This window comes from Saccharothrix sp. ST-888 (assembly GCF_000955975.1).
Taxonomy (GTDB): domain Bacteria; phylum Actinomycetota; class Actinomycetes; order Streptomycetales; family Streptomycetaceae; genus Kitasatospora.
Window position 1 is genome coordinate 32,770 of the sequence record NZ_JYJF01000042.1, and the last position, 20,728, is coordinate 53,497.

The window sequence follows — 20,728 nt, forward strand, 5'->3', positions numbered from 1 at the left end:
GGCCGCTCCACAGGCCCGTACGTTCCGCACCAGAGAGGACCCAGATGTCGGTAACCGATCAGGCCATCGAGCGGATCAAGGAGATGATCCTCTCCGGCGCCCTCCACCCCGGTGCCCGGCTGCCCAACGAGGCCGACCTGGCCGACCAGCTCGGGCTGTCCCGCAACTCCCTGCGCGAGGCCGTCCGCGCACTCACCGCGATGCGGATCCTCGTGCCCAGGCAGGGCGACGGCACCTACGTCTCCGGCCTCGAACCCCACCTCCTGCTGGAAACGCTCGCCTTCGCCGCCGACGTGTCCCAAGGCCGCACCGCCGGCCAACTCCTCCAGGTACGAAGGCTGCTGGAACCCCAGGCCACAGCGCTCGCGGCCCACCGGATCACCGAACCACGCCTGGCCGAGCTGCGCGCCATCCTCGACCAGAGCGCCCAGGACATCAGCATCGAGGAGTTCGTCGAGCTGGACATCGCGTTCCACCGGACCATCGTCGACGCCGTGGGAAACCCGGTCCTGTCCACCTTGCTCGGCATCCTCTCCACCCACACCCAGCGGCTGCGCATCGTCCGCGGCATCCGGCACGCGCCCGCCCGCGAACAGGCCCACCGAGACCATGAGACCATCTGGCTGGCCCTCGCCGCCGGAGACGCTCTCCTCGCCGCCAGCGCCAGCACCGTGCACGTGGCCGCCGTCGAGGACTGGCTGGCCACCGGAATCTCCACCGACTCCCCCGGACTCGACACAAGCACCTCGTAGCACCCGATGACTCGGACCTCCGGTCCTGCATGCCCGGCGCGCAGCACCCCCCCCCCCCCCAAGGACGGTCTGAAAGTGAAGAGATCAATCGCCCGGACCCTGTGCGCATGCAAGACCGCGGTACTGCTTGCCGGATGCCTCACCGCCTGCGGGACCGGTTCCGCCCCTGACAGCCTTCCCCTGCAGATCGGCGTCGATCTCCCCCGCGCCGACTCCGACTTCTGGAAGGCGTACGCGAAGTACCTCCGCACGGAGATCGCCGACCAGCGGCTGACGGGGACGACAACACGTTCACCGCCAACATCCAGTCGCTGGCAGCCAAGCACCCCAAGGCCATCGTCATGGCACCGCAGGACACGATCAACACCGGCATGGTGCTCGACGGCCTGCTGGCCAAGCACATCGCTGCCGTCAGCGTCGACACCGTGCCGGAGAACGGCGACGTCTTACATGGTGGTGCGTACCGACAACCGGCTGTACGGCACCCATGCCTGCGAGTTCCTCGGCAGACAGCTGCACGGTAAGGGCAAGGTCGCCGAACTCCAGGGCGCACTGGTCTCGATCAACGGCTACGAGCGCTCCCAGGCGTTCGCCTTCTGCATGAAGAACGAGTTCCCCGGCATCCAGGTCATCGAGCTGGCCACCGACTGGAAGGGCGATGTCGCCTCCGCCAAGCTGCAGTCCACGCTGGCCGCCAACCCCGACCTGAACGGCATCTACATGCAGGCCGGCGGCGTCTTCCTGCAACCCACCCTTGACGTCCTGCGTCAGAGGGGCCTGCTCAAACCGGCCGGCCAGAGCGGCCACATCGTCGTCGTCTCCAACGACGGCATCCCGGCCGAGCTCGACGCGATCCGCAACGGTGACATCGACGCCACCGTCTCCCAGCCCGCCGACCTGTACGCCAAGTACGCCTTGTACTACGCCCGGGCCGCAGCCGAGGGCAGGACATTCAAGCCCGGCCCCACCGACCACAACTCCACCATCATCCTTCTGCCGAACGGCCTGGAGGACCAGCTTCCCTCCCCCCTGGTCACCAAGGACACCGTCGACGATCCGTCGCTCTGGGCCAACCACGCCACCGGCTGACCGCACGACACCACACCCACAGACCAGGTCGGCGTCCGGCTGCGGCGGGCAGCCCGAGCGGTCGGCCTGAACACCCATCACAGGACCCCCACCACAGAAGGGCCGCAACATGAGAAGTGCACCCGTAGCCAGAGCGATCACCGCCCTGGCGCTCGGCACGTCGGCGATCGCGTGGTCGCCGACGGCCGCAACGGCGGCGACCACGACGACCGCCTGGTCCAACGGAGCGTTCGCCGTCGACACACCCAACCTCGTCCGCGAGGCCAACATCGTCCTCGGCAGCCCCAACACCGCGGCGACCCAGTCGATGCCGCTCGGCAACGGCACCCTGGGCGCCGCGGTCTGGGCCGCGAACGGCTTCACCGCCCAGCTCAACCGCGCCGACACCCTGCCCGGCCGCAAGTCTCCCGGCTGGCTGCAGATCCCCAGCCTGTCGCGGATCACCGGCGCCACCGACTTCACCGCCACCGTCGACCCCTACGACGGCGTGCTGCGCGAGTCCGGCGGCGGCATGAGCGCGACGATCTACGTCCGCGCCGACAAGGACGAGCTGGTCGTGGACGTGACCGGCGCCGACCCCAACACCGCCCAGACCGCCACCGTGAACCTGTGGTCCGGGCGCACGCCCACCGCCGCGGCCTCCGGCAGCGTCGCCACGCTGGCCGAGACCTGGGTCGACAACAACGCGACCACCGGCTCGGGCCGCACCTTCGGCTCGCTCGCCGCACTCACCGCCGGCGGGCGCAACGTCACCGCCACGGTCACCGACGCGCAGACCGTCAAGGTCAACCTCACCCCCAACGCCGACGGCAGCTTCCGAATCCTGGTCGGCAGCCCGACCTGGACCGGCGGCAACGCCGCCTCGACCGCAGCCGCCCTGCTGGGCACCGACGCCTCGGCGACCAGCAGCGCGCTGCAGGCCCCACACCTGTCCTGGTGGCACACCTACTGGGCCAACCTCGGCCTGGTGAAGCTCTCCTCGGCCGACGGCACCGCCCAGTACATGGAGAAGCTGCGGACCCTGTACTACTTCACCACCGCCGAGGAGTCCCGCGGCCCGCTCCCGGGTTCCCAGGCCGGGGTCGCCGACCTGTTCAACTTCTCCCAGGACACCCAGAACTGGTACCCCGCCGGCTACTGGATCTGGAACCTGCGCGGCCAGATCGCCGCCAACATCGGGGCCGGCGCGACCGCCCTGAACTCCGGGTTCTACAACCTCTACACCTCGAACCTGGCCAACATCCAGGCCTGGACCAAGACGTACATGGGCAACCTACCCGGTATCTGCGTGCCGGAGACCATGCGCTTCAACGGCAACGGCTTCCAGAACGACAGCAACCCGTTCGGTGACGCCTCCTGCGACCAGGCGCTGAGCACCTGGAACGGCCGGACCGTCTCCTCCGGCGCCGAGGTCGGCCTGTGGGTCTGGCAGCAGTACCTCACCACGGGCGACCGGACCTTCCTGACCACCAACTACCCGCTGATGCAGCAGGCGAGCCAGTTCCTGCTCGCCTACACCACCGTCGGAGCCGACGGCAAGCGCCACGCGGTGGCCAACGTCCACGAGAACCAGTGGAACGTCCAGGACCCGGTCAACATGATCGACGCGATGAAGGCCCTCTTCCCCGCCACCATCTCCGCCGCCCAGACCCTGAACACCGACGCCTCGCTCGTCTCCCAGCTGCAGACCGCGATTCCGCAGATCCCCGACTACCCGCGCACCGACGCCGCCACCCACCAGCAGAACCTCACCGCCTCCGCCGACGCCTCCGGCACCGACGTGCTCGGCCAGTCCTCCCAGCCCACCGCCCCCGTCAACAACAGCGAGAACGACGACCTCGACGCCGTGTGGCCCTACGGCCTGGTCGGCGACAACTCGCCGCTGCTGTCGCTGGCGCAGCGCACCTACGCCAGCCGGGTCAACGTCCAGCAGAACGACTGGAGCTTCGACGCCGTCGACGCCGCCCGCCTCGGCCTCGGGTCGCGGGTCGCCGCCGACCTGACCGCGCTCACCCAGAAGTACCAGACCTACCCCACCGGCATGGCCAACCTGTGGGGCCAGTCCGGCGGCACCGAGCCCTACATCGAGCAGGCCGCCAACGTCGCGCTCGCCGTCAACGAGTCGCTGGTCCAGGACTACGACGACCTGCTGCGGATCGCCCCCGCCCTGCCCCCGGGCTGGGACGCGGACGGCACCCAGTACATCCAGGGCGGCAGCACCGTCTCCGTCCAGGTCCACGGCGGCGTCATCGGCACCGTCGGCATCCACGCCGGCTCCACCGGCACCATCACCATGCGGAGCCCCTGGCCCGGCCAGAGCGTGTCAGTCGTCGACGGCACCGACAGGACGACCGTCGTGGTGAGCCCCACCACCGCCGGCCAGTTCTCGATCCCGGCCACCGCCGGCAGGTCCTACCTCGTCCAGCAGGTCACGGCCCCGGTCTCCGGCATGACATTCAGCCAGGTCACCGGCACCCCGGCCACGGCGGCCAGCCACCTCGGCAACGTCCAGATCGGCCTCGACCGCACCCTCGGCACCGGGCAGATCACCGGCATCAACGGGCTCTGCGCCGACAACTCGGGCGCAAGCACCACCAACGGCAACCCCATCATCGTCTGGGACTGCAGCACCACCGGCGCCACGAACCAGCAGTGGACCGCCGGCGCTGACGGCACCCTGCGCGTCCAGGGCAAGTGCATGGACATCACGGGTGGCAGCTCCGTATCGGGCACCAACGTCGAACTGTGGGACTGCACGCCCGGCGCCGCCAACCAGATCTGGCAGGCCCAGGCCAACGGCACCCTGAAGAACCCGCAGTCCGGCAAGTGCCTCGACGACGCCGGCGCCGGCCCGGTCGGCACCCAGCTGATCATCTGGGACTGCTCCACCGGCCCGTCCGCCAACCAGGTCTGGCACCTGCCGTAACCCCTGGCTTGTAAATCCGGACCGTGATCCCGGCCGGACCGAAACATCCGGCCCGCACCGCGCACCCGCGGTGCGGGCCGCATCGTGCGCGCCCCGGATCACCGGCTCCCCTCCGGGGAAGGCACACGCGCAGCTCCTCCAGCGCGGGTCGAGCATGGACCGGCCAGATCACGGGCTTCGACGTTGTCGAACGGCTCGAACCAGGCCGCCGGCCGCAGGTCGCCGATGCCGAAGTGGCGGTTGACGTCGCCGTCGGGGTCCTCGATGCCGTCGAACCGGGGGCTGTAGAGCATCAGGACGTCGGAGTCCTGGAAGAGCAGGTCCTTGCAGGCGTCGAAGTCGTAGTCGTCCTCATGGACGGGGAGCTTACGGTGCGGGCTGCCCTCGTTGTCGTCGACGTCGTCAAGATAGCTGGGTGCTTCGCCGAGTGCCAGGTGCAGGGCGAGTTCTTCGGCGGTGCAGGTCGGTTCGGGCCAGTGGCCGTGTTCGAGGTCGTCGGCCAGGTCGTCCAGGGCCCGGGCCATGCGGCGGCGCCACTGCAGGTCGCAGCCGTGGGCGAGCTTGGGCAGACGGGCGAACAACTCCCAGTCCCCCTTCTCCTCGGCTGTGACGAGCCGGTCCCCCAGGGCTTCGGCTTCGTCGTAGGCCTGGCCCGCCAGCACGGTCAGCGCGGTGTGCAGGAGGTCGGCGGTTCGGGGGGGCAGCTGCCAGCCGCAGTCCTCGCACTCCTCGCCTCCGCAGTCGTGCTCGGTCACCGAGAACAGAGTGGCGAAGTCCGGGATGTCCCCCCACTCCGTGCTGATCGACCGCTTGTCAGTCTGCTGGGTGGAAAGGCGCCATACGCCGCCTAATCTGCGACGATGCCTTTTCGAGCGGCACAAGCTTCGGGCTCCCGCCAACGACCCGGACGTCATCCCCTTGCCCGCACAGCGCATCCAACGCCACGACATCCTCGGCGGGCTGATCTACGAGTACCGGAACGCCGCCTGACGAAGATCACGACAGTTGACGAAGCCACAGGTCAGCACAATGCGGGGCCTTTGGAACCCTACAGGAGGATCAGCGGCTGCCGGCCGGGCCGGTGCTGTCCCGGACGATCAGCTCGGGGCGCAGCAGTTGGAGTGAGTTGGCCGGCGCGCCCGACTTGGTGAGGGCGCGCAGCAGCAACTCGATGGCCTCGCGGGCCATTTCCCGCTTGGGGATGGCGACGCTGGTGAGGGCCGGCCGGGAGACTCCGACCTCCGGGTTGTCGTCGTGCCCGACGATCGACAGGTCGTGCGGGACGGAGCGGCCGGCGGCCCGGGCGGCCTCCAGGGCGCCGAGTGCGAGGACGTCGTGGGTGGCGAAGAGCGCGGTGGTGCCGGGATCGGCGGCCAGTGCCGCGTTCGCCGCCGCGAAGCCGCCCGCGGAGGTGGGCTCGGGAGCCGTGTAGACGGCCTCGTCGGGGACGGTCAGGCCGTCGACGGCGAAGGCGCGCCGGAAGCCCGCCACCCGCGGGCCGTGGTCGGGGCTGGCCAGCACGGCGACCCGCTCATGGCCGAGTTCGCGCAGGTGGCGCCCGGCCAGGTAGCCGGCGCGCTCGTAGTCGATGGTGACCACCGGGAAGCGGTCGGGGGCGTCGGTCTCCCAGGCACACAGGGCGACCGGGAAGGAGGCCTCGGCCAGCAGCGGCAGGTGGTCGATCAGGTCCCGGTCGCCAGCGATCAGTAGGGCGTCCACCGAGCGGCTGGTCAGGCCCGCCAGGTGCCGCTTGGCGCGCTCGCCGTCGAGGCGGGTGGTGCACAGCAGCAGGTGGTAGCCGTTCTCGTCGAGGACGTCCTCGACCTCCTCGACGATGTCGGCGTAGAAGGAGCCCGTCACGGTGGGGACGAACAGGCCCACCGTCCTGGTGGCGCCGGTCGCCAGGGATCGTGCGACCAGATTGGGGGTGTAGCCCAGCTCCTCGATCGCGGCGCGCACCCGGGCTGCGGTCGGCGGGCTCACGGCCCCCCGGCCCCGGATGACGTTGGAGACGGTCTGCTTCGTGACCCCGGCGCGCTCGGCCACGTCCTGCATCGTCACCATGACTGGATCCTTCGATTTTACCGGTCAACTTGCTTTCGATGAAACGTAGGGCACCGGCGAAGGGCCGTCAAGGTTGATCCAAACCCTTGCTCCGCCCATGACTTGATGATTCGTCGCCAAGATGGCGCCATAGCGGAACGACCTGGCAGAGGATTCTGCAAGGACCATTGATTTACCGGTCAACCCGCCCGTATCGTCCCAGCCATCCAGCAACGCCCCTGTCCCCTGGCCCTGCTGACGACCAGTCCGCGCGGCGTTTCGCGCCTCCGAGAGGAACCACCCATGGGCAGAACGACCGTGTCCGCAAGCCGAGTCGTCGGCGCGGCCACCGCTGTGGCACTCGCGCTCGCCGTGAGCGCCTGCAGCAGCGGTGCGGGGGACGACGCGAAGTCCGGCGGCAGCTTCACCTACTGGTCGATGTGGCGCTCCGACGAGCCGCAGGCCAAGGCCCTGAAGGCCGCGATCGACGACTTCACCGCCGCCACCGGCGCCAAGGTGACCATCACCTGGGCCGGCCGGGACATCGCCAAGAAGATCGGCCCGGCCATCGCCGCCAACCAGGCCCCGGACCTGTGGGACGAGTCCGACGACAAGGTCTACGGCACCACCGCCTCCGCCGGACAGGCCCTGGACCTCTCGCCCGTACTGCAGCTGCAGGTGCCGGAGGAGAACGTCCCGGTCTCCCAGGTGATCCCGGCCAAGTACTTCGACATGCTGCCGAAGGACCCGTCCGGCTCGAACCACTACGTGATCCCGTACGAGGTCGTCACCAACGCGATGTTCTACCACGCGGCCGACCCCGCCGTCGCCTCGGCCATGCCGAGCCCGCCCACCGACTGGGCCGGCCTGCTCAAGGTCTGCGACGCGCTGAAGGCGGCCGGGAAGGCGTGCATCGCCTCCGAGGGCGAGGACCCCTGGACCAACGCGCTGTACTTCGACTACCTGCTCAACGGCGCCGGCGTGAACGTCGCCCAGCTCTCCGCCGACAAGTCCGGCGCGGCCTGGGACAACCCGGCGGTCCTCACCGCGGCGCAGCAGGTGGAGCAACTGGTCAAGGGCGGCCACCTGATCCCCGGCTACGACGCCACCAAGTTCCCGGCCCAGGAGACCAACTGGACGGCCGGCAAGGCCGCCTTCTACATGGACGGCAACTACGTCACCGCCGAAGTGGCCAAGCAGGTCCCGGCCGGCTGGAAGACGGCCTCGATACTGCCACCCACCGCGAAGGCCCCGGACGCCGGCCTGATCGGCTTCGCGATCCCCAAGCGCGCCAAGAACGCGGCCGCCGCACAGAAGTTCATCGCCTTCTTCCTGCAGAAGAAGCACCTGTCCGGGATCTCGACCACCGCGCTGAACATCACCCCGCGCACCGACATCCCGGCCCCCGCCGAGCTGGCCGACGTCCAGAAGACCCTCGAAGCCCCGACCGTCCGGCTCAGCTTCGACGGCGCGGGCGGCAGCTGGCTGCCCAAGGTCCTGAACGAGAACTACCTGGACTTCTGGCACGGCAAGACCACCGCCGCCCAGTTCGTCGCCAAGTGCAAGGCCGACCAGGTCACCTACTGGCAGACCCAGGGCTGACGGTGGCGACGACGATCGACAACCCGCCCCGGACGGACGCCGTCCGGGGCCGGTCCGAGCGCACCGCCCGCACCGGCGTCGGCCCGCTGGAGCGCCAGCGCCGTCGGATGTTCTGGCCGTTCACCGCGCCCGCGCTGATCGTGTACGCGGTGCTGTTCATCGCCCCGGTTGGCTACGCGCTGTGGACCAGCCTGTACAAGTGGGACGGCATGGGCGCGATGGACTGGCGCGGCCTGCAGAACTACACCCTGCTGTTCCGTGACCCGAGGTTCCGCACCTCCCTGTTCAACACGCTGGAACTGATGGTCATCGGCGGCACGATCACCTTCGTGCTCAGCTTCGCGCTGACCCTGGTGCTGCGCGAGATGCGGGCCAAGCTTTTCGCCCGCTCCGTGCTGTTCTTCCCCTCGCTGGTCAACGGCATGGTCTTCGGCATCGCCGCCGGCTTCCTGTTCTCGCCCACCGGCCCGGTCAACCAGGCGCTGAAGCTGTTCGGAGTGACCACACCGCCCAAGTGGCTGTCGACGGACAACCTGCTGCCGATGGTGCTGGGCACCCTGGTCTGGACGGCGACCGGCTACTACACCCCCATCATCATGGCGGCGGTCGACCAGATCCCCGACTACCTCTACGAGGCGGCCGAACTCGACGGCGCCGGCCCGTTCCAGCGCTTCCGGCACATCACCCTGCCCTGCGCCTGGGACGTGATCGCGGTCTGCGCCGTGCTGTGGACGGTCAGCTCGGTGAAGATCTTCGAGCTGATCCTGCTCTACGGCGGCAGCACCGACGCCTACCCGCCGGTGAGCAGTTGGAACACCGCCGTGTACGTGTACACCGAGGCCTTCCCGCAGGGCACCGTCCCCCGGCTGGGCACGGCCACCGCCGCCGCGATCGTCAGCCTGGCCATGGTCACCCTGATCACCGTCGTGCTGCGCCGCCTGCTGCGCCGTGACCCGGTCGAGTACTGACCCGCACGGCCGACCCCCGAACCTCGACCCCCGAAAGGCCACCACCCGTGCGAAGCAGAAGCAGAACCCGGAGCGGATACGGATCGGGACTCGCGACCCGGATCGGCACGGCCGCCGTCTGGCTCGTCGTCGCCGCCGACCTGCTGCTGGTCCTGTGGATCCTGCTCACCTCGCTGCGCGGCGGCCCCGACATCCTGCACCACGCCTTCGGCCTGCCGACCAGCCCGAAGACCGACAACTACGCCACCGCGCTCGACGAGGGCGGCTTCGCGCAGGCGGCCCTCAACAGCGTGCTCACTGCCGGCCTCTCCTCCGTGGTCGCCGTCGCCCTCGCCGCCCCCTGCGCCTACGCCCTCGCCCGGCGCCGCTCACGCACCTCCTCGGCGCTGACGATGACCTTCGCCATGGGCCTCGGCGTTCCCGGCCAGGTCCTGGTGGTGCCGCTGTTCGTCGGCCTGTCCCGGGTGAACCTGACCGACAGCGACCTCGGCCTCGGGCTCGTCTACGTCGGCCTGGCCATGCCCTTCACGGTCTTCCTGCTGACCGGCTTCTTCAGCGGCATCCCCGGCGTCCTGGAGGAGGCGGCCGTCCTGGACGGCGCAGGCCCCCTGCGCACCTTCGTCCAGGTGGTGCTCCCGGTCGCCCGGGGCGGGCTGATCACCGCCTTCCTCCTGCAGTTCATCACCGCCTGGAACGAGACCCTGTTCGCCCTCGTGCTGACGAACAGCCAAGGGAAGATCACCCTTCCGGTGGCCCGCTCCTCCTTCGTCGCGGCACAGCAGTTCAACGGCCTGGACTACGGCACGATGTTCGCCGGAGTCTGCATCATCCTCGCCCCGATGATCGCGCTCTTCTCCTGGATGGGCTCGCGGATCATCCAGGGCATGACAGTTGGGATCGGCAAGTGACCTCGACACTGCGTACCGACGTTCTCCGCATCGCAGGCACCCCCGACCCGGTCGGCGGCACCCTGCCGATCCTCCAGGGCCTGCCGCACCAGACCGCCGCCGACGTCGGGGTCGACGCCGAGATGCGCCGCAACCTGGCCTACGGGGTGCCGCGCACCCTGCTGCCGTACACCCGGCAGGGCGGGTACGCCCGCGACCGCGCGGAGCGCGAACTCCCCTGCGTGGTACTGGAGAACGAGACCCTGACCGCGACCTTCCTGCCCTCCCTCGGCGGGCGGCTGTGGTCCCTGGTCCACCGACCCAGCGGGCGGGAGCTGCTGCACCGCAACCGGATCCTCCAGCCCGCCAACCTCGCGCTGCGCGACGCCTGGCTGGCCGGCGGGGTGGAGTGGAACCTCGGCACCACCGGGCACTGGCCGCTGACCTGCGAGCCGCTGCACGCCGCCCGGGTCACCGCGCCGGACGGCACCCCGGGCTTGAGGATGTACGCCTTCGAACGGCTGCGGCGCCTGGTGCTGCGGATGGACAGCTGGCTGCCCGCCGGCTCCCCGGTGCTGTACGTCCACGTCGCCGTGCACAACCCTTCGCCGACCGAGACCCCGGTCTACTGGTGGTCCAACATCGCCGTACCCGAACACGAGGGCGTCCGCGTCCTCGGCCCGGCCGACCACGCCTTCCACTGCGACTACGTCAGCGACCTGCGGCGCGTCCCGTTCCCGCGGGTCGAGGGGGCCGACCGCAGCTACCCCGGCCGGGTCCCGCGCGCCGCCGACTACTTCCTCGACATCCCCCGCGGCGAACGCCCCTGGATCGCCGCGCTGGACGACGCCGGTGCCGGACTCGTCCAGACCTCCACCGCGCGACTGCGCGGGCGCAAGCTGTTCTGCTGGGGCACCGGCACCGGAGGCAAGCACTGGCAGGAGTGGCTCTCCGGCCCGGACTCCGCCTACCTGGAGATCCAGGCGGGCCTGGCCCGCACCCAGCTGGAACACCTGCCACTGCCCGGCGGAACCACCTGGACCTGGACCGAGGCGTACGGCCTGCTGCAGGCCGATCCGGCCGCCGTGCACGGGAGTTGGCAAACTGCCCGGTCCGCCGCCGCCGAGGCGCTGGACCAACTCGTCCCGCCGCTGGAACTGGAACTGGCCGAGGCGCTGGCCGCCGGCTTCGGCGGCCCCGAGGAACTGCTGGCCGAGGGCGGCGGCTGGGCCGCGCTTGAGATCGAGGCCGGCGCCCTGCCCGCCTCGCCGCTGCTGCCCTTCGGCGAGCCCGGTGCCGCCCAGGAGCCCTGGCGGCAACTCCTCAAGACCGGCACACTGCCGGTCTGCGACCCGCCAGCCGAACCGGTCACGGGGCCGCACTGGCGGGCGCTGCTGGAGACCGGCGCCGCGGACTGGCACGCGCTCTACCAGCTCGGGCTGCTGCGGCTGGCGGCCGGGGAGCGCGAGGCCGCCCGTGAGGCCTTCGAGCACTCGATCGCCGTGCAGTCCTCACCCTGGGCGCTGCGGGCGCTCGCCTTCCTGACCCCGGACCGGCAGCAGGCCGCCGACCTCGCCCTCTCGGCCCACCGACTCCGGCCCGGTCTGCTGGAGTTGACGATCGAGACGCTGGAGGCGCTGCGCCGGGCCGAGCGTCCCGCCGAGGCACTCGCGCTGATCGAGGCGCTGCCGGCGGCCGACCGGGCGCACGGCAGGATCAGGCTGGCCGAGGCGGAGGCGGCGCACGCCTCGGGCGACGACGACCGGGTCCGGCGCCTGCTGGCCGAGGGCATCCAGGTCGACAACATGCGCGAGGGCGAACTCTCCCTGGACACGCTCTGGCTCGCCGTCCACCCCGGCACGCCCGTCCCGCCGCAGTACGACTTCCGGATGGCGGACGGCTGAGCCGCCGCCTCCCACCGACCACTCTCCCGTTCCGCACCCCCCACACCAGGGGCGCAACGGCGCGCCCCACCACGGAAGAGGAGCAGCAGTGTCAGCCCTACCTACAAGATCAGCTCTGCGCACACGATGGGTCGGCGCCCTCACCGCCGCCGCCCTTGCCGCCCTCGGCACCGGCACGCTGGCCGCCACCCCGGCGGCCGCCAAGCACGCCGGCGCCACCTACACGATCTCGATCGGGAAGACCGGCTCGTACGCGTACCCGGACGACACCCCGGCGAGCGTCTACACCGACAAGGACGGCACGTTCCACCTCCAGCAGTCGCACTCGCTGTACGGCGCCAAGGACTCCCGACAGTGGGACTTCTACACCGGCACGGACTTCGACAGCGCCACCCGCTCGGCCGCGATCAGCGACGCGGTCAACCCCGCCAACCCCGACGACCGCAACAACGACACCACCTGGCGCTGCAACAACAGCCCCACCGGCCTGGAAGCCAGCTACGCACCAGCAGGCTCCGGCTATTCGCAGAAGAACTTCTGCGACCTGTCCGGGGTCTGGGTCGACCCGGACACCGGGGACTGGTACGGGCTGGTGCACAACGAGTTCACCCCCCAGCCCTTCGGTGACGGCCTGCACTACGACGCGATCGACTACGCGGTCTCCACCGACCAGGGAAAGACCTGGTCCATCAAGGACCACGTGATCACCTCGCCGTACAGCACCAAGCGCGGAGACACCGCAGCCTTCCCGCAGCAGACGTTCTACTACGGCGACGGCGACCAGCGGCTGTTCGTCGACACCGCCTCAGGCTACTTCTACGTCTTCTACGGCTCCCGGATCGTCGACAAGGGCGGATCCTGGGGCGCCTTCCAGCAGCACGTCGCGCGGGCCCCGATCTCCGCCAAGATGTCGCCCGACAGCTGGCAGAAGTGGTACGACGGCTCCTGGACGCAGCCGGGCGCGGGCGGCCTGGAGAGCGACATGGTGCCCGCCGACGCCACGAACCCAACCGGGTACCTGGCGCCCGCCAAGGAGTACGACCCGACGAACCCCGGCACCGTCAAGCAGCAGATCGCCGCCGGCACACTCGCCCCGACCACGCCGCTGTTCGTCATGAACGTCAGCTACGACGCCTACCTCGGCCTCTACATCGGCTCCCCGCAGGCCGTCGACCAGAGCGGCAACGCCCCGCAGCAGATCTACGCCACCAAGGACCTCGCCACCCAGAAGTGGACCCTGCTCGGCGACACCGGCGGCTACCACACCGCCTCCTGGTACCGCTGGTTCCTGGACAGCGCCAACCGGACCGACTCGACGATCGTCGGGAAGACCTTCCGGACGTACTGCTCCATCGCCTGCGCCGGCTCGGACGGCCAGTACGTCGACATGACCATCGGCTCCTCGGCACCGGCTGCCCCGCCGGTCGACCTGCGGAAGACCTACCGGATCCAGAACGGCGACGGCCGGGTCCTGGCCCAGGCCGACGGAGGGTCCGGCACCACCTCCACGGCCCGGCCCAGCGGCTCCGCCCGCGAGTCCTGGAGCTTCCTGGCCGACGGCGACGGCGCGTACCGGATCGCGAACGCCGCCACCGGGCAGTTGCTGGGCGTCGACTCCACCGCGACGGCCGGCCGGGCCTGGGGCGCGGGGCTGACCGTCACTGATGCCGTCGGCGGGAACGCCACCGTCGGCCAGCAGTGGTTCATCCTCCCCAGCACGGCCGGCAAGGGCGGGTTCCAGCTGGTGAACCGTTACAGCGGCCTGGTGATCGGCCTGTCCGGCACGGCGGACCGGCTCACCGAGACCACACCCGCCCGCTCCTGGACCGACGCCACCGGCAGCACGGTCGGCGGCGGCCGCACCGCCGACGAGCAGACCCTCGCCTTCACCCCGACCGGGACAGCCCCCGAGACGGTCGTGCTCAACGCCCCCGGCGACCAGTCCGGCACCGTCGGCAAGGCCGCCTCGGTGCAGCTGAGCGCAACCGACAACGCCGGCAAGCCGCTCACCTTCTCGGCAACCGGCCTGCCCGCCGGGCTCTCCGTCAGCCCCTCGGGCCTGATCTCCGGCACCCCGACCGCCGCCGGGGTCGCCACCGTGACCGTCACCGCCTCCTCCGGCACCGCGAGCGCCTCGACCTCCCTCACCTGGACCGTCACCCCGGCGCTCAGCGGGAACCACACACTGACCACGGGCGGCAAGGCCCTCGACGACGCCGACAACAGCACCACCGCCGGCAACCACCTCATCACCTGGACCACCTCCGGGAGCAGCAACCAGCTCTGGCAGTTCCGCCCGCAGCCCGACGGCTCGTACGAACTGGTCAACGGCCGCTCCTCGATGTGCGCCGACGTCACCGGCGGCTCCACCGCCGCCGGCGCCCAGGTGATCCAGTGGCCGTGCAGCGGCGGGAGCAACCAGCACTGGAACGTCCGGCTGACGGCCGACGGCTCGTACGCCGTCACCTCGGCCCGCAGCGGCCTACTGCTCACCACCGACTCAAGTGCCGACGGCGCCCCGGTGACGCAGCAGCCAGACACCGGCTCTCCACTGCAGCGGTGGTCGATCTCCTGACCCAGGCCCGCAGGACATTCCCTGGAGGGACGGGCCTGACGCCGGGCTCCCGGGGGCTGTCCCGGGGGCCTCACCGTCACACTCAACGCCGCCCTGGACCTCACCTACCGGTTGCCGGAGGTCCGGCCGCACGCGAGCAACCGCGTGCGGAGCGCCCACGAACTGGCCGCCGCGACCGGCACCCCGGATCCGGTCGAGGGCACGGAACGGCTGCGCGCCGCCGGAGGACCTCCCCGAGGAGGACCCCGGCCACCGGCACCTGTCCCACCTCTACGGCCTGTACCCGGGCAGCGCCATCGACCCGATCACCGCACCCGCACTCGTCGAACCGGCACGGCTGGCCCTCGCCCGTCGGCTGGGGCACGGCGGCAGAAGCACCGGCTGGAACCGGGCCTGGGTCTGCGCACTCGCCGCCCGGCTGGGCGACGCCGAGCTCGCCCACGACAGCGTCAGGGCGATGCTGGCGGAGTTCACCGCGCCCAATCTCTTCGGCCTGCACCCGCCGGACATCTTCCAGATCGACGGGAACTTTGGGATCACGGCCGCGATCATCGAGATGCTGATACAGAGCCACAACGGGATCCTGCGCCTGCTGCCCGCGCTGCCGTCGGCCTGGCCCACCGGCTCGGTCACGGGTCTTCGCGTCAGGGGCGGCGTCGGCGTCGGCCTCACGTGGGACGGAGGTCGCCTGGTCGAAGCCGATCTGGAAGTGACCCGCACCCGCCCCCTCACCCTTCAGCTACCGGCCGGGACCCCAAGCCTGGCAGTGACCAACAACACCGGAGCCACAGTCGATGCCAGGCTCGTCCAGGCCGGGCCCGGACCGCGGCTGAGCGTCAAGGCCCAGGCGGGTACGACGTACCGCCTGTCCGCCGTCCACTGACAGCCGCAGCCTTCAGCCGCCTCCACTGCATCGGCAAGGAGATGCGTCGGGTCCGCCGCTCGTGGACCACCGCAGCCTCGCTCCAGTTCGCCGTACCAGGAAGACAGAACCATGAACAAGACCACCACCAAGCTCGCCGACGGCCGCGAGCTCCTCTACTACGACACGGACGACACCTCGATCCGCGACGTACTCGACCCCCGCCCGCTCGAACCGACCACCACCCTGTCCGAGATCCGGCGCGACCCGGCCACCGGCGACTGGGTCACCATCGCCGCTCACCGCCAGGGCCGCACCTACCACCCGCCGGCCGACCAGTGCCCGCTCTGCCCGTCCCGCAACGGACGGCCCGGCGAGATCCCGGCCGGCGCCTACGAGGTGGCGGTCTTCGAAAACCGTTTCCCTCACTCGCGTTCGACACCGCCGCCCACATCAGCCGCTCCGACACGCCCCTCCGCACCAGCGCACCCGCCGCGGGGCGGTGCGAGGTCGTCTGCTTCACCTCCGACCACGGGGCGAGCTTCACCGACCTCACTCCGGAGCAGGCCCGCCTGGACCGACCGCACCGCGGACCTCGCCGCCCGCCCGGGCGTCCAGCAGGTCTACTGCTTCGAAAACCGCGGCGCCGAGATCGGCGTCACCCTCGCCCACCCGCACGGCCAGATCGCCGCTTTCCCCTTCGTCACCCCGCGCACCGAGCGCGTGATCACCGCAGCGGCCGAGCACCGCGCCCGCACCGGCGGCAACCTCTTCGAGAACCTGCTGGCCGCCGAACGCGCCGACGGGACCCACGTCGTCCTGGCCGGCGAGCACTGGACCGCCTTCGTCCCCTTCGCCGCCCGCTGGCCGTACGAAGTCCATCTCTACCCGCACCGCCGGGTCCCCGACCTGACCCACCTCGACGAGGCCGAACGTGCAGAATTCCCCGGCCTCTACCTGGAACTGCTGCGCCCCGGGTAGCCGCATCACCCCGGGCCGGGGATGCAAGGCGACTTGTATGTGGTCAGGATGAAGAGGTGAGGGCGATGACGCCTCATGTTCGGACGCTTGGCGACCCTCGCACCGACCGCAGCAGGAGGACGTCACGATGACTGCGACGACAGGCTCAACCCAATCGGCTCACCCCGAGCGCCCGGGCAGGTCGGATGGGGTCTGCAGCGAGTTCACCGTCTTTACCAAGATCAAGCCGGGCCACGCTGATGCGTTGCGTGAGGATCTCGCCACGCTCGCCAGCGGGTCGGCTGACGTGAAGTCCCGTGCGGCACTGCGCCAGATCGGCACCCTGCATGACGCACGGCACGTGATCTTCGACAATGACACCCGGTTCATGTTCGCCAGTGTCTTCGACGGCTCCTGGGACACCTACATCGACGACTTCGCCCAGACGGTAATCGGGGCGAACTTCGACAAGATCTTCTCGCACAGCGAAGGGTTCCCCGGCGTCGCCGATCCAGGGGTGAAGGACTGGTTCGTCGCCCACCAAGCCCCCGCGGGTGTCTTCGTCAGCTCGTATCCCGACCTGACCGTTCAGCAGATCTGGAAGGACCACCGCGTGGACGACGCGTTCCAGGAGGTGCTGGACACCGCCGAGTTCCGGGTGATGCTGGACAACCCGGCCAACGCGGAGTTGGTGGCCACGCCTGCCTTCCAGAAGCTGCTGGAGGAAGCCTCGGCCTAGAACCCGGACACAGCCGCCCCTCGGAGCCCACCCACCCTCGGTGGACCGCGTCGGCCGGTGCGAGTCGGCCATCGCAGGGCTGTCCGGCAGAGACCGATACGGAGGCACAAACGAGCATGAACACAACGGACAGCGGCAGCGCGGCCGGCGTGAGCGTCGAGATCGACGACGTCCAGAGCGGGGCACTGCGTCCACGGCCCGTGCCGTACGAGGGGAAGTTCCTCTTCCTGCGCGTCGATGACCGCCATGCCGGGCGCGACCTGCTGCGGCGGCTGCTCCCGGTGACCTCGGGTGGACTGCCCGGCGTGGACCGGAGCCAGGACGCCTGGGTGGCGGTGGCGCTCACCTTTCAGGGGCTGAGGGCCCTGGGGGTGCCCCAGGAGTCGCTGGACAGCTTTCCGCGGGCGTTCCGTGAGGGCATGGCCGCTCGGGCGGAGCGGATCGGTGATGTGGGCGAGAGTGGCCCGGACCACTGGGAGGCACCGTTCGGAACCGGCGATGTCCATATCGCGTTGAGCGCCCTGTCCTCCGATGCGGCGCAGCTGGACAAGGAACTGGAGCGGGCCCGTGCCGTCTACGAGGACACGCCCGGTGTCCAGGTGATCTGGCAGCAGGACGTCCATCAGCTCCCGACCGGGCGCACCACGTTCGGCTTCCGTGACGGCATCAGCCATCCGAACATCGAGGGCGTCGGACTGCCCGGCTCCAACCCGCAGGAAGCCCCCATCAAGGCCGGCGAGTTCATCCTCGGCTACCCCGACGAAACCGGCAGTCTGCCGCCCATGCCCAGCCCCGATGTGCTGGGGCGCAATGGGACCTACGTGGCCGTTCGCAAGATCCACACCAACGTGGCGGCCTGGCGCCGGTACCTGCGTGCGAACAGCTCCAGCGCCGAGGAGGAAGCACTGCTGGCGGCGAAGATGGTCGGGCGCTGGCCGAGCGGGGCGCCGCTGACGCTGACGCCGGAGCACGATGACCCGGAGCTGGCGGCCGATCCGCACCGCGTCAACAATTTCCTGTACCGGGAGAACGACGACCGAGGCTACCGTTGCCCCGCCGGTGCGCACATCCGGCGCACCAACCCCCGCGATGCCACGATCATCGGCGACGCGCGGATGCACCGCCTCATCCGTCGCGGCACCACCTACGGCCCGCCGCTGCCCGAGGGCGTGCTGGAGGACGACGGCGCCGACCGCGGCCTGGTCGGAGCATTCATCGGGGCCCATCTGGAACGACAGTTCGAGTTCATCAAGGCCGAGTGGATCAACGACGGCAACTTCATCGGCTACCCCGGCGAGAAGGACCCGGTGGCCGGGCATCACGGCGGAACCGGCAAGGTCACCATCCCGGAGAAGCCGGTCCGGCGTCGCCTGCAGAACCTGCCCAGCTTCGTGGTCACCCGCGGCGGCGAGTACTGCTTCCTGCCGGGTCTGCGCGCCCTGCGCTGGCTCGCCGAACTGGAGGACTGACCGCGATTCCCACCCCCTGCGGTCCGATCACGCTCTCCGAGGAGAGGTCGAAGCCATGGCAGCACAGTTCGTCCGCTACACGCCGGACGTCGAAGACGACGACCCGCACTTCGACCGCAGCGTGCAGACGGTGATCGAGAAGACCGAGAGCTACATCGCCGAGTCGGTCACGGCCGGTGGCACCGGACGGGCCCTGCGCGACGCCCACGCCAAGGGCTACGGGCTGGTCCGAGGGGAAGTGGAGATCCTGGACGGGCTGCCCCCCGAGTACGCCCAAGGCATCTACGCGACTCCGGGAACCCACGATGCGCTCATCCGCTTCTCCAACGGCTCGCCGCACACCGGAGCCGACGCGCGACTGGGCGCCGCCATCGGACTGGCGCTGAAGATGTTCGACATCCCCGGCCCGACCCTGCTGGAAGACGAACCGGACACAGGCACATTCGACTACACCAACATCAACGGACCGATCTTCTTCTGCAACACAGTCGAGCACTACCTGTTCATCCAGGAATTGTTCCTGAACGCGCCGGCCTACTTCTCCCAGGGCCGCCCCGGCGCGCATCGCTTCTACACCGAGTTCGTGACCGGAAAGGGAACCCTCGACCAGGACGACTGGGCATGGGACGAGTTCCTCGCCTTCCTGCGCCTATCCAAGATCCCCCCGGTCAACGTACTGCTGTCGAGCTACTGGACGATGGGCGCGGTCAGGCACGGGGACTACATCGCCAAGGTGCGCATCACCCCCGACCCGCACTCCGCCGCCGCCGTGGTCCGACGCGACATCGACCCGACCTCCGCGCCAGAGGTCTTCCGACCGGCCCTGCAAGCCGAGTTGCAGGAGCGGCCCCACGCCTTCGACATCCAGGTCCAACTCTGCACCGACCTGGAGCGGATGCCGGTGGAGGACACCACAGTGGAGTGGCCCGAACAGCTCTCGCCATCCGTCACCGTGGCCAAGCTGCGGCTACCGCAACAGGACATCTCCGGCCCGGAAAACCTGGAGAAGATGGACGCACTGTCCTTCACACCCTGGCGGGTCACCGCCGAGCACGCGCCCCTGGGCAACATCATGCGGGCCCGCAAGGAGGTCTACCGGCGATCCTCCATCGCGCGCCACAAACTCAACCAGCAGCCGCGCACAGAGCCCCGCAATGCCGACGAGGTACTTGGCGCTTGACCCGCCCCACCACCGCGACGATGCGTCAACCAAGGCGGCCGGCCCCCACGGCCCGGTGGCGGCGGCGCAGTTCGCCGATGACGGTGCCGTCGGCGATGTTGAACGCGGCGAACCGACTGGTGATGCCGTGCCGCAGATAGTCGTGGGTACGGCGCTCGGGCATGCCCGGCATCATCGGCAGCACCGGCTGGGAACGGTCTGTCGGGGTACTGCATCATGCTCGCCGACCACGATGGCGTCCCGCGGGATGGTGTAGCCGATCAAGGTTGAGGTGTGCGCGGGCTCGCTCCCGGGGCGCACACCCGCGAAGGACTCACGCTCCCTGAGCATGAGTCAGCCACCGTGCAACTCTCCGTAGTGAACTGCCAGTTCAACGAGGGAGATGCACGGTGGCCCTGTCCCAGCATGACCTACTACGCCTGCTGGAGTCACTACGTTCGGCGGACGGGCTCGAACTTGTCCGCGGTGTGGCCGAGCGGATGCTTCAGGAGCTGATCGAGGCCGAGGCCACCGCGAGGATCGGCGCGGAATGGAACGAGCACACCGAGACGCGCACCACGTTTCGCAACGGCCACCGGGACAAGACCCTGACCACCCAGGCCGGCGACCTGGACCTGGCCATCCCCAAACTGCGGTCGGGGAGCTTCTACCCGAGCCTGCTGGAGCGGCGACACCGGATCGACCAGGCCCTGTACGCGGTCATCATGGAGGCCTACGTCCACGGCGTGTCCACGCGGTCGGTCGACGACCTGGTCAAGGCCCTCGGCGCGGA

17 protein-coding genes and 1 pseudogene are annotated in these 20,728 nt (G+C 70.0%); 15 read left to right on the top strand and 3 right to left on the bottom strand.

Features of this window, described 5'->3' with window-relative positions; genetic code table 11:
• Window positions 1-44: 44 nt before the first annotated feature.
• The 3 genes from UK12_RS15700 to UK12_RS15710 all read left to right on the top strand — a co-directional run bounded on the left by UK12_RS15700 (window position 45) and on the right by UK12_RS15710 (window position 4,767).
• Window positions 45-752, top strand: a complete 708-nt coding sequence (locus UK12_RS15700; protein ID WP_045303592.1) for a FadR/GntR family transcriptional regulator — start codon at window positions 45-47, stop codon at window positions 750-752.
• Between the two features lie 450 nt (window positions 753-1,202).
• Window positions 1,203-1,841, top strand: coding sequence for a sugar ABC transporter substrate-binding protein (locus UK12_RS43305; RefSeq protein ID WP_231591232.1), 639 nt, complete (start codon window positions 1,203-1,205; stop codon window positions 1,839-1,841).
• Between the two features lie 109 nt (window positions 1,842-1,950).
• Window positions 1,951-4,767, top strand: a complete 2,817-nt coding sequence (locus UK12_RS15710; protein ID WP_052681906.1) for an RICIN domain-containing protein — start codon at window positions 1,951-1,953, stop codon at window positions 4,765-4,767.
• A 98-nt stretch (window positions 4,768-4,865) separates the two neighbouring features.
• Here the strand turns inward: UK12_RS15710 and UK12_RS36610 are convergent, their stop codons facing one another.
• Window positions 4,866-5,522: a hypothetical protein gene (locus UK12_RS36610; RefSeq protein ID WP_052681907.1), complete on the bottom strand. Its 657-nt coding sequence runs from the start codon at window positions 5,520-5,522 to the stop codon at window positions 4,866-4,868.
• A gap of 40 nt (window positions 5,523-5,562) precedes the next feature.
• Between UK12_RS36610 and UK12_RS15720 the strand changes: the two genes are divergently transcribed.
• The gene (locus UK12_RS15720) at window positions 5,563-5,757 is read left to right on the top strand and encodes a hypothetical protein (protein ID WP_156178752.1); all 195 of its coding nucleotides are present in this window, start codon (window positions 5,563-5,565) and stop codon (window positions 5,755-5,757) included.
• Window positions 5,758-5,826: 69 nt separating this feature from the next.
• Here the strand turns inward: UK12_RS15720 and UK12_RS15725 are convergent, their stop codons facing one another.
• Window positions 5,827-6,831 (bottom strand): LacI family DNA-binding transcriptional regulator, encoded by a 1,005-nt coding sequence (locus UK12_RS15725; RefSeq protein WP_045303594.1) that lies wholly within the window; start codon window positions 6,829-6,831, stop codon window positions 5,827-5,829.
• A gap of 282 nt (window positions 6,832-7,113) precedes the next feature.
• On the opposite strand from UK12_RS15725, the gene UK12_RS15730 reads away from it, so the two are divergent.
• The 10 genes from UK12_RS15730 (at window position 7,114) to UK12_RS15775 (ending at window position 19,956) form a co-directional block, all read left to right on the top strand.
• Window positions 7,114-8,412: an ABC transporter substrate-binding protein gene (locus tag UK12_RS15730; RefSeq protein WP_045303595.1), complete on the top strand. Its 1,299-nt coding sequence runs from the start codon at window positions 7,114-7,116 to the stop codon at window positions 8,410-8,412.
• Between the two features lie 2 nt (window positions 8,413-8,414).
• Window positions 8,415-9,380, top strand: a complete 966-nt coding sequence (locus tag UK12_RS15735) for a carbohydrate ABC transporter permease (RefSeq protein WP_197084888.1) — start codon at window positions 8,415-8,417, stop codon at window positions 9,378-9,380.
• Window positions 9,381-9,427: 47 nt separating this feature from the next.
• Window positions 9,428-10,288, top strand: a complete 861-nt coding sequence (locus UK12_RS15740) for a carbohydrate ABC transporter permease (protein WP_045303596.1) — start codon at window positions 9,428-9,430, stop codon at window positions 10,286-10,288.
• Window positions 10,285-12,171 (top strand): DUF5107 domain-containing protein, encoded by a 1,887-nt coding sequence (locus tag UK12_RS15745; RefSeq protein WP_052681908.1) that lies wholly within the window; start codon window positions 10,285-10,287, stop codon window positions 12,169-12,171. The genes UK12_RS15740 and UK12_RS15745 overlap by 4 nt, the downstream gene beginning before the upstream one ends.
• 88 nt (window positions 12,172-12,259) lie before the next feature.
• Window positions 12,260-14,746, top strand: a complete 2,487-nt coding sequence (locus UK12_RS44415; protein ID WP_045303597.1) for an RICIN domain-containing protein — start codon at window positions 12,260-12,262, stop codon at window positions 14,744-14,746.
• 187 nt (window positions 14,747-14,933) lie between these two features.
• Window positions 14,934-15,629: a glycosyl hydrolase family 95 catalytic domain-containing protein gene (locus UK12_RS45045; RefSeq protein WP_442973796.1), complete on the top strand. Its 696-nt coding sequence runs from the start codon at window positions 14,934-14,936 to the stop codon at window positions 15,627-15,629.
• Window positions 15,630-15,740: 111 nt separating this feature from the next.
• Window positions 15,741-16,589, top strand: a complete 849-nt coding sequence (locus UK12_RS15760) for a galactose-1-phosphate uridylyltransferase (RefSeq protein ID WP_052681909.1) — start codon at window positions 15,741-15,743, stop codon at window positions 16,587-16,589.
• 127 nt (window positions 16,590-16,716) lie between these two features.
• Window positions 16,717-17,307, top strand: a complete 591-nt coding sequence (locus tag UK12_RS15765; RefSeq protein WP_197084889.1) for a hypothetical protein — start codon at window positions 16,717-16,719, stop codon at window positions 17,305-17,307.
• Window positions 17,308-17,423: 116 nt separating this feature from the next.
• The gene (locus UK12_RS15770; RefSeq protein WP_045303599.1) at window positions 17,424-18,776 is read left to right on the top strand and encodes a Dyp-type peroxidase; all 1,353 of its coding nucleotides are present in this window, start codon (window positions 17,424-17,426) and stop codon (window positions 18,774-18,776) included.
• Between the two features lie 55 nt (window positions 18,777-18,831).
• Window positions 18,832-19,956 (top strand): catalase family protein, encoded by a 1,125-nt coding sequence (locus UK12_RS15775; RefSeq protein WP_045303600.1) that lies wholly within the window; start codon window positions 18,832-18,834, stop codon window positions 19,954-19,956.
• A 46-nt stretch (window positions 19,957-20,002) separates the two neighbouring features.
• Here the strand turns inward: UK12_RS15775 and UK12_RS39745 are convergent.
• Window positions 20,003-20,155, bottom strand: a pseudogene (locus tag UK12_RS39745) (IS630 family transposase); the annotation flags it as partial.
• Window positions 20,156-20,378: 223 nt separating this feature from the next.
• Here UK12_RS39745 and UK12_RS15780 point away from each other — a divergent pair.
• A partial coding sequence (locus UK12_RS15780) for a transposase (protein WP_231591234.1) occupies window positions 20,379-20,728 on the top strand: 350 nt, incomplete at its 3' end.